Source organism: Chelativorans multitrophicus, from assembly GCF_011317445.1.
Classification (GTDB): Bacteria; Pseudomonadota; Alphaproteobacteria; order Rhizobiales; family Rhizobiaceae; genus Chelativorans; species Chelativorans multitrophicus.
This window is the reverse complement of the sequence record NZ_JAAAPL010000003.1, coordinates 190743-203874: the sequence shown is the minus strand read 5'-3', so window position 1 is coordinate 203874 and position 13132 is coordinate 190743. Positions and strand designations below refer to the sequence as shown.

Here is a 13132-nt window from a genome sequence, read left to right as displayed (position 1 = left end):
GCGGCCCAGCCTATCCGTTTGTAGCGGAAGGATCGATCCATCCGATATTGCCATCGGCACGCCGATAGACGGTTTTCCCGGCATTGCTGCCTGAAATGCGGAAAACAAAAACAGGGCTGTCCTTCATATCTAGTTCCATTGCAGCGGAGGCTTTGAACGGCGCGAGGAATTCGGCAGCCACCGCCGGTGCAAGATCATCGGCGAAATCCTCCCGATCTTCCTGGGCCGGTTCCACCACCCGATCTTCTGCCAAACGGCCGTTCCCATTCTGGCCGGCCGCATGCGATTTCAGCTTTCGCTTGTATCTCCTAAGCTGCTTCTCTATGCGCTCGGCAGCTGTCCCAAAGGCGAGTTGAGGATCGTGGGCCTCGCCTGTGGACTGCAGGACCACGCCCGTATCGAGGTGGACAGAGCAGTCGGCGGTGAAGCGTCCGCGCGATTTTTCCACCGCCACACGCCCTGAAAAACCGCCGTCGAAATATTTCTCCATCGCTTCGACGATCCGGCTTTCGATCCGTGTGCGAAACGCCGCGCCGATGTCCATATGTTTGCCAGAAATGCGGAGGCCCATGAGAGAACGACCTTTCCTGGTCAGGATACCAACAGATCCGAGTTTATACCCGTGGCCCGCGCATACAAGGTTCTGCGGCAGCAAATTAAAGTCCGTCCAGTGGAGATTCGATTTTACCCCGCTTAACCCGGAAGAAGGATAGATGACCGATCCTGCCGTCCTCTGGCGGCGGGCTTCTAGTGGTTTCGCCGACTCTTGTCAAATCGAGGCACGAAGTCGAGCCTCGATGCGGTCATGCGCCGGCTCGGGCGAGCACCCTCTTCTCGCGCCTGCGCTGAACCGACGACGGGATGTTCATCGCCTCCCGGTATTTTGCTATCGTCCTGCGGGCGATATCAATTCCGTCCTTTCGCAGAACCTCGACAATCGTATCGTCGGAAAGCACTTCGTTGGGGTCTTCCGCCTCCACAAGCTGCCGGATCCGGTCACGCACCGCCTCCGCCGAATGCGCATCGCCTCCGTCGGCGGCGGCAATGGCAGTCGTGAAGAAGTAGCGCAGTTCGAAGAGACCGCGAGGCGTCATCATGTATTTGTTGGTGGCGACGCGGCTGATGGTCGATTCGTGCATTTCGATCGCATCAGCCACCATTTTCAGCGTCAGCGGACGCAGGTGCCGAACGCCATTCACGAAAAACGCATCCTGCTGGCGCACGATCTCGGAGGCAACTTTCAGGATGGTCCTTGCCCGCTGCTCCAGGCTGCGAGTCAGCCAGTTGGCACTTTGAAGGCACTCGGAAAGAAAGGCTTTCTCCTCTTTGCCGGCCCGCGTGGAAACGGCCGTGAAATATGTCTCGTTAACGAGCACGCGTGGCAGCACTTCCGGATTGAGCTCGATCGCCCATGCTCCCCCGGCGGAGGGCCGCACGATCACATCCGGCAGGACAGGTTCGGCGGGTGCCGACGAGAAGGCCGTGCCGGGCTTGGGATCGAGCGAGCGGATTTCCGCCAGCATCTCCACGAGGTCCTCCTCGTCCACGCCGCAGACTTTCTTCAAAGAAGCAAAATCGCGCCTTGAAAGCAGATCAAGACGCGAAAGCATCGCCTGCATGGCAGGATCCAGACGATCCCGCGCCTTCAATTGCAGCGCAAGGCATTCGGCAAGCGTGCGGGCGAACAGGCCGGGGGGATCAAAGGTCTGGCAGATCGAAAGCACCCGCTCCACCAGCACCGTCTCGGCAGCCAAGCGTTCGGCGATCTCGTTCAGGTCGCCCGTGAAATAGCCGGCATCGTCCAGTCCATCCAGCAGCTCCTCGGCGATCAGCTTCAAGACCGGATCGGGAAAGGCGAGAACGATCTGCTCGCGAACATGGTCGCGCAAGGTAGCCGGCGCGGCCGTCGTCTCCTCCAGATTCCAATCCTCGCCCGTCGCGACGAGCCCATTTCCGGCGGCGGAGCGCCACTGGGCCATGAGATCCGGCCCTATTGTGTCCCGCACGTCCGGGTCATCTGGAAACAGATCTTCGGGCGAGGTGTCCAGCCGCTCGGCAATATCCGCGGCGCTGTCCGGCGAGGCAAATCTCTCCTCAAGGACGCTTGCGGGCACCTCCTCGCTCGCATCGACAAGATCGAGGAGCGGATTGCGCTCGATCTCCTCGGATATGAACAGCTCCAACTCGATATGTGTCAGCTGCAGCAGCCGGATAGACTGCAGCAGCTGGGGCGTCATGACCAGCGATTGGGACTGCCGCAACTGTATGCCGGTTGAAAGCGCCATTCCGTCCTTTACCCACTTCACGGGCTTTTCTGCTTATGGCGATAAAACTGGCCCGATATTTGCTTGTCAAGCACCGGGCCAATGTTGGATTGCTTTTGCAGCGCGGGACGGCAGTATTTGTGGTTAGAGCGTGAAGCCCTCGCCAAGATAGAGGCGACGCACGTCGGGGTTGCCGACGATATCGTCCGGCCGCCCATGGGTAAGCACCTGGCCGGCATGGATAATATAGGCCCGGTCGATCAAACCCAGTGTTTCGCGGACATTGTGGTCCGTGATGAGCACCCCGATGCCGCGCGCGGTCAGATGCCGCACCAGCTGCTGGATATCCGTAACCGCGATAGGATCGATCCCGGCAAAGGGTTCATCGAGCAACATGAAATTCGGTTTGCTGGCCAATGCGCGGGCGATTTCGAGGCGGCGCCGCTCGCCGCCTGACAGCGAGATGGCCGACGACTTGCGCAAATGGCTGATATGAAACTCCTCAAGCAGCGCATCGAGCGTGCGCTCGCGCTCCTTGCGGCTCCGCTCGACCACTTCAAGGATGGCGCGGATATTCGCTTCGACGCTCAAGCCTCGAAAAATCGAGGCCTCTTGCGGCAGATAGCCGATGCCCAACCGCGCCCGGCGATACATGGGCATGGAGGTAACGTCATATCCGTCTATGTGGATCGTGCCTTGATCGACCGGCACAAGCCCCGTGACCATATAGAAGCAGGTGGTTTTTCCCGCGCCATTCGGCCCAAGAAGGCCCACGGCCTCGCCCGCGCGCACCCCGAGGGAAACGCCGCTTACGACCTGCCGGTTCTTATAGGATTTCGTGAGGCCACGGGCGATCAAAGTGCCCTTGTAAGGCTCGGGCACCGAATTGGGATCTGGCTTTCCGGAAGCGCGCGACTGGAGAAATGCCACGGGCGTTCTTACTGTCGGTTTTGGGAGCTGGGGGTGAGCAGCATGCGAACACGCCCGCCGGAACCTCCGTCCTTGCAGCTCTCCAAGGTGGCCTGACCTGTCTTCATCTGCACGGTGAGTTTGCACCCGACGATGACGTTTTCACCCTCGGTAAGGACAACTTCCTTGCCGGAAAGAACGAGCACCTCCGTACCCATATCGAAGGTACCCTGGTCGCCGGTGGCGACTTGAGTTTCCGACTTCACATACACACCGCCATCGGCTTCAAGCCGCTTGATATTGGCGGCCCCGCTCGTAGGCAGTCCGCTGCCTTCGGCGTAAAAGATCTTCAGGCGGGCGGTCTTCAGCAGGGTCGGCCCCTGCACAACTTGGACATCGCCGGTCAGGGTTGCGAGATTTTGCGTCTGGTCCACCTCGACGCGCGCACCGTCGATCTGGATAGGCTCATCACTCGAGAGATTAAGGCCAAGCTGGCTGGGCCTTGATTCGCTGGTCTGCGCAAGCCCCCCTGCGGGCCAGAGCATCAAAAGGCCCATCGCAAAAGCCAAGCCATGAACCCTACCCATCACCTGCGGTCCCTTCTTCCTGTGCTCTTCTCACGCTAGCCGGATCAATCTCCAGGCGCACTCCATTTTCGAACACAAGTCTTTCGAGACCGTCAACGGTATGAAAGCTTTTGGCGCGGACCCGCATGCCGTTCACTTCGATGTCGACCGGCTCATCGGTGCTGAGATTGCCGGATGACATATCGACAGCGGCGGATTTCAACTGCGCAGATATGCCGGCGTTCGACTCCACGGTGATCGCATTGTTCAGCAAAAGCTGGTTCGTCGCCTGATTGAACACACCGCCGCCAGCCGTGACCAACGCCTGACGCCCGGAATCGATCGGAAGCGTCGCCTGGATCTTCTCGAGTTCGATTGGTCCTGAATCGGCGCCAACTTCCTGACGCGCCAGCGCAGCGGTAACGCTGTAGGGAAGGTTTCCGCTGGTGAAGCCATTGAGGGAAGGATTGTGCATCACCAGGCTGCCGCCCTCGATCGTCGCTGAATCGAGATTTAGTGCATGAATTCCGGTCGGCGCAATAAGGGAATAGCCCAGAAACAGGCCGGAGATCGCCACCGCTACCGCCGGCAACACAAATTTGAGCACACGGACGCGGCGGGAGTGACGGGCGGCACGGGCAAAAGCCTCCGCTCCGCGTTCGCTGCGTTTAACTGCCTGCGCGGCGATGCCGCTGGTTTCCGCCTTGGCGATGCTGTTCAACGCTCTACTCCTGACGAACGAAAGGGCGCTTTGCGACTATCCACCCCCGGCCTATCCGCGCCCTCCGCAGCACTGCTGCTCTCGCCGCTTCCTATCGCACCCTGCATGTGCTGTCCCACCCCTTTTAGCCGTGCCACCGCATTATGGCCGATTTCAGGTCGCCTTCAAAGGCTTAGCCGCGAATAGAACTGAGCATTGGGCGCACACAGAGCGAACATGGGTAGCTCATATGCGCAGCTTCGTCTAAAAGGCAAGTGATCCTTTATGTGAGCGCAAGAGCCTCCAATGTCCACCCGAGCCGACGATCTCATCGACCGCAGGCGCCTGCGGCGCAAACTCACCTTCTGGCGGGCCGCAGCATTCCTGGTACTTGCCCTGGCAGTCATCGCGTCCGCACGCTGGCTGTACGGCGATACCTTGGCAGCCGGCCCGCATATTGCTCAGGTCCGAATCGAGGGCACGATTCTAGAAGACAAGGATCTTCTGGATGTCCTTGAGGACGTGCGCGAATCGAGCGCTGTCCAGGGCGTGATCGTCACCGTCGATTCTCCCGGCGGCACGACGGCGGGAGGGGAAGCGATCTACGAGGCGATCCGTCAGCTCGCCGAGGCCAAGCCGGTGGTCGCCCAGGTGGGCACGTTGGCCGCTTCGGCCGGCTACATGGTCGCAAGCGCGGCGGATCATATCGTTGCGCGCCAGACGTCGATCGTCGGCTCGATCGGCGTCATCATTCAATATCCTGATGTGACTGACCTCTTGAGCAAGCTGGGCGTCAAGGTGGAAGAGGTGAAGTCCTCCCCACTCAAGGCGGAGCCATCCCCGTTCAATCCCACAACGGATCAAGAGCGGCAGATGCTCGCGGGCATGATCAACGACAGCTATAACTGGTTCGTGGATCTCATCAGTCAAAGGCGCAAGCTGCCGCGCAACGAGGTGGTGGCACTCGCCGACGGATCAATTTTCACCGGCCGGCAGGCGCTCGAGCGGAAGCTGGTCGACGCTCTCGGTGGAGAGGACGAGGCGCAGGCCTGGCTTGTCGACCAAGGGCTTAGTGCGGAGCTGAACGTCGTCGAGTGGAAGCCGCGGAGTTCAAGCGGGTCGATTTTCCTCCCAACCTCCGTGGCGGCGTGGCTGGCAAACGCGCTCGGCCTGCCTCAGGCAACAATGCTGCTTGACCGTCTCGGAATGGAACACATCTTCCTTGACGGTCTCCTGTCGCTCTGGCAACCTGAAAATGCGGGGTTGCGGGATTAAAAAGAGAATAAATTCAGGGGAATATCAGGTCAATCGGAGCGGCGGTTATAAACATGATCAAGTCCGAACTCGTGCAAACAATTGCCAATCGCAATCCGCACCTGTTTCTTCGTGATGTCGAAAACATCGTCAATGCCATTTTTGATGAGATCACGGAGGCGCTGGCGCAGGGCAACCGCGTCGAACTGCGTGGCTTCGGCGCGTTTTCGGTGAAAAACCGCCCCGCACGAACGGGGCGCAATCCACGTACCGGGGAATCCGTGCATGTGGAGGAAAAATGGGTTCCCTTCTTCAAAACCGGGAAGGAACTGAGGGAACGTCTGAACGCGGACGAGTAGCGCTCTTTCTGGCGTCGAATCGAAGGATACCCTCGAATGCTCAATCGGGCCGTGCTCGTGCTCATCATTTTGCCCTTGGCGATCATCCTGATCGCACTTGCAGTGGCAAACCGGGCCGTTGCACCCTTTACGATCGATCCGTTCAATCCAGGTAACCCCGCCCTCACGGTGGAATTGCCGCTTTTCGTTTATCTTTTCCTTACCCTCATTCTGGGCATGATTGTCGGCGCTGCCATCACCTGGTTCCGGCAGGGGCGTTATCGCAAACTCGCCCGAGAGCGCGGGCAGGAGATTGAACGGCTGCGCGTCAGGACGATGCCGGAGACAAGCCCGACCGCCATTGTCAGGACGGATGCATAGATCCGCCCTATGATCACGATTTCTGCGGCAGATATCGACCGGTGCCTCACCTATCGGGGCTTGGTGGAGACCTTGCGCAACGCTTTTGCCAACGGCGCTGTGCAACCGGTGCGGCACCACCATACGATTTCGCATCCGCAGGGGAACGACCTGACGCTGCTCCTGATGCCCGCCTGGACAGATTTTTCGGCCGAGCAGGACGGTCATATCGGCGTGAAGATCGTCACCGTCTCGCCGGATAACAACAGCATCGGCAAACCGGCCGTCATGGGCCTTTACCTGCTGATGGACGACAGGCGCTGAGCGTCGCCGTCCAGAATCGGGAACAATCCGGTCCGATACTGGCTTGGGAATCTGATGCCGCTGTCTCGCTCAGGCTTCATCTTTTCGCTGCTGACGCTGACCGTAATGGCGCTCAGCCTCGGCCTTTCCTTCGCGCATTTGATGGAGGCGCCACCCCGACTCTTGATTTGGCCGCCCGAGCTTTGGCGTGAAGCGACCGTGTTTCACGCCCAGTTCCTCCTTTTTGGGATCCTGGGCGGCCCGATCGATCTCAGCGCCATCCTGCTCGGCTTCGTCGTAACCTGGCTTATCGGGCGCGGTGAGCGCAGGGCATTCCGGCTGGCGTTATCAGGCAGCCTTCTGTATCTCGCAAGCCTCGTTATCTGGCTGACTGTCGTAGCTCCGGCCAATGCGGAACTCGCCACGTGGCGGCTTGGCCCGTTGCCGGAAAATTTCAGCGCCGTGCGCCTGCGCTGGGAAACTGGGCACATCATCATCGCCTGCGTAAAACTCCTCGGCTTCGCACTGCTGGCTTCAGCCACGCTTCTGATGCGCCGCGAAAAACCACGCTGAGGCTGTCGTGTTGCGTGCTCCTCCCCGCTATGGCAGAAGCGCTGAAGCAGATCGATTTCGGAGCCTTTGTTGAAGCCTTCACGGGAGAAGAACCGACGGTACCAGCCGCGCAATGAAGGCCGGGAGAGGCAGGAGCCGGCAAAGGCTCTCCGGCCCTCGGCCCGCCGGACGGGCTCACTGCCCGACGAGCGCCTGCCGGTGATCCTTGAGGTTTTGCCGAACGAAAATTACGCGCTGCTGGACTCCGGAAACGGCCGGAAACTCGAGCAATATGGTCCCTATCGCATCATCCGTCCGGAGGGCCAGGCAATATGGCAACCTGCCTGGGAGGAAGCGGAGTGGGAGAAAGCAGATGCGATCTTTACCGGTGATACGGATGAAGAGGGCCTAGGCCGCTGGCGCTTTCCGCGCATCCCCCTTGGCGAGACTTGGCCCATGCGTCACGACGGGATTGCCTATCTCGGCCGTTTCACGTCCTTTCGGCATGTCGGCGTATTTCCCGAGCAGGCCACCCATTGGGAGCACATGCGGGGCCTTATCGAAGGAGCACGGCGCTCCATCAAGGTGCTCAATCTCTTCGGCTATACGGGGCTGGCCTCGCTTGTCGCCGCCGAGGCCGGCGCGCAGGTGACGCATGTGGACGCTTCCAAGAAGGCGATCGGCTGGGCCCGGGAGAACCAGGAAATGGCGGGGCTTTCCGACCGCCCGATCCGCTGGATTGTCGAGGATGCGATGAAATTCGCCGAGCGCGAGGCGCGGCGCGGCAATGGCTACGACGTCATACTGCTTGATCCCCCCGCCTATGGCCGCGGCCCAAAAGGCGAGGTCTGGCAATTGTTCGAGGACCTGCCGGAACTGGTGGAGACCTGCCGTGAAATCCTTTCACCAAAGCCGCTCGCGGTGGTGCTCACGGCCTATTCCATCCGGTCTTCCTTCTTTTCCATCCATACGCTGATGCGCGATGCGTTCGCCGGGATGGGCGGGCGCGTTGAATCGGGCGAACTCGTCATCCGCGAAAAGTCAGCCGGGCGAGCCCTTTCCACCTCTCTCTTTTCCCGCTGGGTGGCGCGATGAGCGGCCGGGAGAGGGGAACACGCCCGCCGGGCCAGGTAAAGGAGGTGACGAGCCTCTCCAACCCGCTGGTAAAGGACATCAAAGCGCTCACGCTCAAGAAGTTTCGCGACCGCGAGCGGGCCTTTATGGCCGAAGGCCTGAAGCTGGTGCTCGATGCGCTCGATTCCGGCTGGGCGATTCGTACGCTGATCTATGCCAAGGCCGGACGCGGCAACGCTGCCGTGGAGAAGGCCGCGGCAAGAACCGTGGCTGCCGGTGGGCTCGTGCTTGAGGTCAGCGAAAAGGTGCTTTCCGCCATTACCCGGCGCGACAATCCGCAGATGGTGGTGGGCGTTTTCGAGCAGCGCTGGCTTCCGCTGAAGGAAGTCACGCCAAAAGGCGAGGATCTCTGGGTTGCGCTGGACCGCGTGCGCGACCCCGGCAATCTTGGCACCATAATCCGCACCGTGGACGCAGTAGGCGCGCGGGGCGTGATTCTTGTTGGTGAATGTACCGACCCGTTTTCCGTGGAAACCGTAAGGGCAACCATGGGCTCTGTTTTCTCAGTGCCGCTCGCACGCGCCGATGAGGCCGCTTTTCTAGCCTGGCGGGAGCATTTCGCCGGTCTCATGGTCGGGACCCATCTCAAAGGGTCCGTGGATTACCGCAATGTGGATTATTCCGGCGGCCCCGTTCTTCTCCTCATGGGAAATGAACAGCAGGGTTTGCCGGATAAGCTGGCGGAAGCCTGCGACCGCCTTGTGCGCATTCCGCAGGCCGGGCGGGCCGATTCCCTCAACCTGGCGGTCGCAACCGGCGTCATGCTCTATGAGATCCGCCGGACCGCCTTACCAGCCAGTCACGGAACTCCTTCATGAAATCGCGCTCGATCGCGCCCTATGCCGCAGTCATTTCCGCCGCCATCTTGCTCGACCAGATCATCAAATTCCTGGTGGAGGAGCGGCTGCCGCTTCATCACCAAGTTGACATCCTTCCTTTTCTCGCACTCCTCCATTCTCAAAACACGGGCATTGCGTTCTCCTTTCTTTCAGGAGTTGGGGGCTTTTGGCTGAGCCTGCTCGTGCTCGGCGTGATCATTTTCATTGCAGTGCTCGCGTTCCGTACCGATTCGAACCACCTGTTCGCCCGGTTGGGGTTCGCTCTGATCCTGGGCGGGGCTGTCGGAAACCTCATCGACCGCGCCACGCGCGGATATGTGGTGGATTATATCTATTTCCATACACCCGTATGGTCCTTCGCCATCTTCAACTTGGCCGACGCCTTCATCACCGTTGGCGCACTGCTCGTCGTTCTGGAGGAAGTGCTGAATCTTCGCCGCCAGCGGCAGGGCTCCTGAGTGACTCCATTGACCGAAAAGCTCCTGTGACGCAGTTTAGGTGGCTCGATCTGGAGCATCGCCATGAGCAATCGCTTCGAAGCCGTTCTTATTACCCGTGACGAGGAAAAGAGGCAGTCTGTCGACTTCGTCGAATTGAGCGAAGACGAGCTTATGGAAGGCGACGTCACGGTAGCTGTCGAAGCGAGCACTGTGAATTACAAGGACGGGCTGGCAATCACCGGCAAAGCGCCGGTCGTGCGCCGCTTTCCCATGATTCCCGGCGTGGACTTTGCCGGCACGGTCACGCGCTCCAGTCATCCCGGCTGGAAGGAAGGCGACAAGGTTATCCTCAATGGCTGGGGCGTGGGCGAGACACACTACGGCGCCTATTCCGGACGTGCGCGCGTGAGCGGAGACTGGCTGGTGCCGCTTCCCCCCGATATGTCGCCACGGGATGCGATGACGATCGGAACGGCTGGTTATACCGCCATGCTCTGCGTGATGGCGCTGGAGCGCCACGGAATTTCTCCCGATCGAGGCCCGGTGATTGTTACGGGAGCAAGCGGCGGTGTCGGTTCAGTCGCCATTTCGCTCCTTGCAGAGCTTGGCTACGAGGTGGTCGCCTCAACGGGCCGCCTGTCGGAAGAGGGTTATCTTAGGGAGCTTGGTGCCCGCGAAATTATCCCGCGGGAGGAGCTTTCGGGCCCTGCCCGCCCTCTCGGCAAAGAGCGTTGGGCCGGCGGCATTGATGCAGTTGGCAGCCACACGCTTGCAAACGTGCTGTCCATGACCTGCTACGGAGGCGCTGTGGCCGCGTGCGGCCTTGCACAGGGGATGGATCTGCCGGCCACCGTCGCTCCCCTTATTCTCCGTGGGGTCTCTCTCCTTGGCATTGATTCGGTGATGGCCCCCAAAGCGTTGAGACTGGAAGCGTGGCGACGCCTCTCTCTGGAGCTCAATCGCGAAAAAATGTCGAAGCTTTCCGCTTCGATCCCCTTCAGCGACGTCATCAAGGCCGGCGAAGAAATCGTCGCCGGGCGCGTGCGCGGGCGGCTGGTTATCCAAATGTAAAGCAAAAAAAGGAAAAGGCCGTCGCCCGCAATTTCCCAGAAGTGCTGCCCGATCTATTTGTATCGGCATGGGCTTGGCCAATATCAAACAAATTTGGAAGTGGCTGTGGGATGAAATTGCTCAGCCGGGCCGTGGATTCAGCTCACGCGGCGGCACTATCCTCGTTGCGTTCGGCTTTGCTGATCTGCTGATCGCGGGCGCAGCCTTTCTGACCAAAGCGGCCCCTCTGATTCCGTTTCTGCTCGTATTCGCCGGCGCCGCTGCGGTGGCGGCGGCGATTGCCCTCCCTTCAGAGAAAAAGCCGGAAGAACATCCGCATGAGCAGACCCCCGCTGAACAGCATATCGAGGAGCTCGCGGATCGCGTCTCCCAAATGCAGGAGGCCGAACAACGCTTCTACGGATTGCTGGAAACGCTTGGCGACCTTGTGATCAATCGGGATGGTGAGGGGCGCATCCTCTATGCGAACCGAATATTCGGTGAGCTGATGGAATGCGAACCCCAAGACCTGTTCGGAAAGACGCTCCATCAACTCGGCGTAGATATTACCCCGCCATCAGCTGGCATTTTCCCTGAAGAGGAGCGGTTGAGTTCGACGGACGTCGCAATTCACACGAGAAACGGACTACGCTGGTTCTCCTGGACCGAGATTTCGCGCCGCGAAGGGGAAAGCAGCTCGGTTTCGCACTGGGCCATCGCGCGGGACATCACCGCCCGGAAACGCGCCGAAACCGCTCTCGTCAACGCGCGGGAACGCGCTGAGCAGGCCAGCATCGCCAAATCGCGCTTTCTTGCGACCGTCAGCCATGAAATCCGCACGCCCATGAACGGCATAATCGGCATGGCTACGCTTTTGTCCGATACCAGGCTTTCGTCCGAGCAACGCACCTATGTGGCGGCGATCTCGACCTCAGCCAGCGCACTTCTGGCGCTTATCGAGGACCTTCTCGATTATTCCAAGATCGAAGCCGGCCGGCTCGAGCTGGAGCCCCAGCGCATGGCCGCGCGCGAGCTGATCGAAAGCGTCATTGAACTCATGGCGGTACGGGCTTTCACCAAGAAGATCGGCCTCGGCTGCCATATAGCGCCTACGGTGCCCGATACTATCCTGGCTGACCCCGGCAGGCTACGTCAGATCCTGCTCAACCTTCTTGGCAACGCCATCAAATTCACGGACGAGGGCGGAGTCCTGATGACCGTAACGACCACGATCCATGACGGTGCGCCGAAGCTTGCCTTCCGGGTGGACGACACGGGGCCGGGAATCGAAAAGGACAGCCTATCGCGCATTTTCCAGGAATTCGAACAGGCAGATACAAGCTCCACCCGCAAACATGGCGGCGCTGGCCTGGGGCTTGCGATCACGAGACGCCTGATCGACGCCATGGAAGGCACGGTCACGGTCGATAGTGCTCCCGGCGAGGGCGCGACGTTCACCGTGTATATACCGCTCGTGGGTGCCGAAGGCTCGGCAGCCGAAACATCCCTGGCTCTCAAGGGGTTCGATGTCGCCATCCTCACACCGCATGCCGTGGAAGGCGAGGCGCTTGCCATGACCGTGCGGGCCCATGGAGGAAAGGCACGCGTGTTCGAAGGCGAGAAAAGCGCTTTGTCGCTTTTGCGCCGACGCAAGTCCGGCTTCGATGCGGTGATCATCGACGCCTCACTCGAAAACGATAACGGCGATCTTCTGCGGCGGCTGTGCCGAAACGGCCTTCGCGTCCACCAGGCTCTTACCTTGATCGCGCCGACCGATCGCGGCCGCCTGAACAAATTCCGCACGAACGGCTATAATGCCTTTATCGCCCGTCCCGCCCGCGACCGCACTCTTCTGCGCTTGCTGCTCAACCCACAGACCGCGGAGAATGTGGCGCCCATCGGTGAAGCGACGGCGCGCACCAAGGCTACGAATGACGGCCGCGGTCTCAAGGTACTGTTGGCAGAAGACAATGAGATCAATGCTATGCTGGCGCGCGCCACGCTGAGCAAGGCGGGGCACTCCGTTGCAGTGGTTTCCAATGGCCGTGCGGCCGTGGACGTCCTCACGCATCCCGCCCGCGACTTCGACATCGTGCTGATGGACCTTCATATGCCGATTATGGATGGCCTGGATGCCATTATTCAAATCCGCCGCTATGAGGAGGATACGGGTCTTGCCCCAATCCCGATCCTGGTGCTTTCGGCAGACGGACAGGAGAAGACGCGCCAGAACGCTCTTGCCCAGGGTGCGACTGGCTTTATCACCAAGCCGCTTGAGCCCGGCCGTCTTCTCTCGGCTCTCGAAGTCCACACTCCAGCGTGAACACTGTTTACTGGGAGATTGTAAGCCGGCCAGTTTCCTGTCATCGTTCTGTTGCAGCCTATCTGTAATTGCCAATCGTCGCGCCGTGAAGGAGACCTCA

General features: G+C 60.2%; 14 protein-coding genes and 1 pseudogene. 10 read left to right on the top strand and 5 right to left on the bottom strand.

The genetic code is table 11. The features are described 5' to 3' along the window. Nucleotides 1-10: 10 nt before the first annotated feature. From hpf to lptC, 5 genes are all read right to left on the bottom strand, one after another. On the bottom strand, nt 11-571 hold the full coding sequence (hpf, locus tag GNP00_RS15405) for a ribosome hibernation-promoting factor, HPF/YfiA family (RefSeq protein ID WP_011582975.1): 561 nt from the start codon (nt 569-571) through the stop codon (nt 11-13). A 232-nt stretch (nt 572-803) separates the two neighbouring features. After that, nucleotides 804-2285, bottom strand: coding sequence for an RNA polymerase factor sigma-54 (rpoN, locus tag GNP00_RS15400; protein WP_011582976.1), 1482 nt, complete (start codon nt 2283-2285; stop codon nt 804-806). 123 nt (nt 2286-2408) lie between these two features. Next, on the bottom strand, nt 2409-3194 hold the full coding sequence (gene lptB, locus GNP00_RS15395) for an LPS export ABC transporter ATP-binding protein (RefSeq protein ID WP_011582977.1): 786 nt from the start codon (nt 3192-3194) through the stop codon (nt 2409-2411). An 8-nt stretch (nt 3195-3202) separates the two neighbouring features. Next, nucleotides 3203-3760 (bottom strand): LptA/OstA family protein, encoded by a 558-nt coding sequence (locus GNP00_RS15390; protein ID WP_041544886.1) that lies wholly within the window; start codon nt 3758-3760, stop codon nt 3203-3205. Next, nucleotides 3753-4460 (bottom strand): LPS export ABC transporter periplasmic protein LptC, encoded by a 708-nt coding sequence (lptC, locus tag GNP00_RS15385; protein ID WP_011582979.1) that lies wholly within the window; start codon nt 4458-4460, stop codon nt 3753-3755. Before lptC ends, GNP00_RS15390 begins: the two co-directional genes overlap by 8 nt. 285 nt (nt 4461-4745) lie before the next feature. Between lptC and sppA the strand changes: the two genes are divergently transcribed. From sppA to GNP00_RS15335, 10 genes and pseudogenes are all read left to right on the top strand, one after another. Further along, nucleotides 4746-5714, top strand: coding sequence for a signal peptide peptidase SppA (sppA, locus tag GNP00_RS15380; protein WP_011582980.1), 969 nt, complete (start codon nt 4746-4748; stop codon nt 5712-5714). 53 nt (nt 5715-5767) lie between these two features. After that, complete coding sequence (locus GNP00_RS15375) at nt 5768-6052, top strand: integration host factor subunit beta (protein ID WP_011582981.1); 285 nt, start codon at nt 5768-5770, stop codon at nt 6050-6052. A gap of 36 nt (nt 6053-6088) precedes the next feature. Next, the gene (locus tag GNP00_RS15370) at nt 6089-6412 is read left to right on the top strand and encodes a LapA family protein (RefSeq protein WP_011582982.1); all 324 of its coding nucleotides are present in this window, start codon (nt 6089-6091) and stop codon (nt 6410-6412) included. A 9-nt stretch (nt 6413-6421) separates the two neighbouring features. After that, nucleotides 6422-6703, top strand: a pseudogene (locus GNP00_RS15365) (bifunctional Delta(1)-pyrroline-2-carboxylate/Delta(1)-piperideine-2-carboxylate reductase); the annotation flags it as partial. Between the two features lie 66 nt (nt 6704-6769). Next, entirely contained in the window at nt 6770-7267 is a 498-nt protein-coding gene (locus GNP00_RS15360) for a DUF1772 domain-containing protein (RefSeq protein WP_011582984.1), read from the top strand. 69 nt (nt 7268-7336) lie between these two features. Then, nucleotides 7337-8341, top strand: a complete 1005-nt coding sequence (locus GNP00_RS15355) for an RsmD family RNA methyltransferase (RefSeq protein ID WP_011582985.1) — start codon at nt 7337-7339, stop codon at nt 8339-8341. Next, nucleotides 8338-9198, top strand: coding sequence for a TrmH family RNA methyltransferase (locus tag GNP00_RS15350; protein WP_011582986.1), 861 nt, complete (start codon nt 8338-8340; stop codon nt 9196-9198). The genes GNP00_RS15355 and GNP00_RS15350 overlap by 4 nt, the downstream gene beginning before the upstream one ends. Then, the gene (lspA, locus tag GNP00_RS15345) at nt 9195-9677 is read left to right on the top strand and encodes a signal peptidase II (protein ID WP_011582987.1); all 483 of its coding nucleotides are present in this window, start codon (nt 9195-9197) and stop codon (nt 9675-9677) included. Before GNP00_RS15350 ends, lspA begins: the two co-directional genes overlap by 4 nt. A gap of 63 nt (nt 9678-9740) precedes the next feature. Continuing rightward, nucleotides 9741-10730 carry an acrylyl-CoA reductase (NADPH) gene (gene acuI, locus GNP00_RS15340; RefSeq protein ID WP_011582988.1) on the top strand — a complete coding sequence of 330 codons (990 nt, stop codon included), beginning with the start codon at nt 9741-9743 and terminating at the stop codon, nt 10728-10730. Nucleotides 10731-10797: 67 nt separating this feature from the next. Next, complete coding sequence (locus GNP00_RS15335; RefSeq protein WP_011582989.1) at nt 10798-13032, top strand: ATP-binding protein; 2235 nt, start codon at nt 10798-10800, stop codon at nt 13030-13032. Nucleotides 13033-13132: the final 100 nt, after the last annotated feature.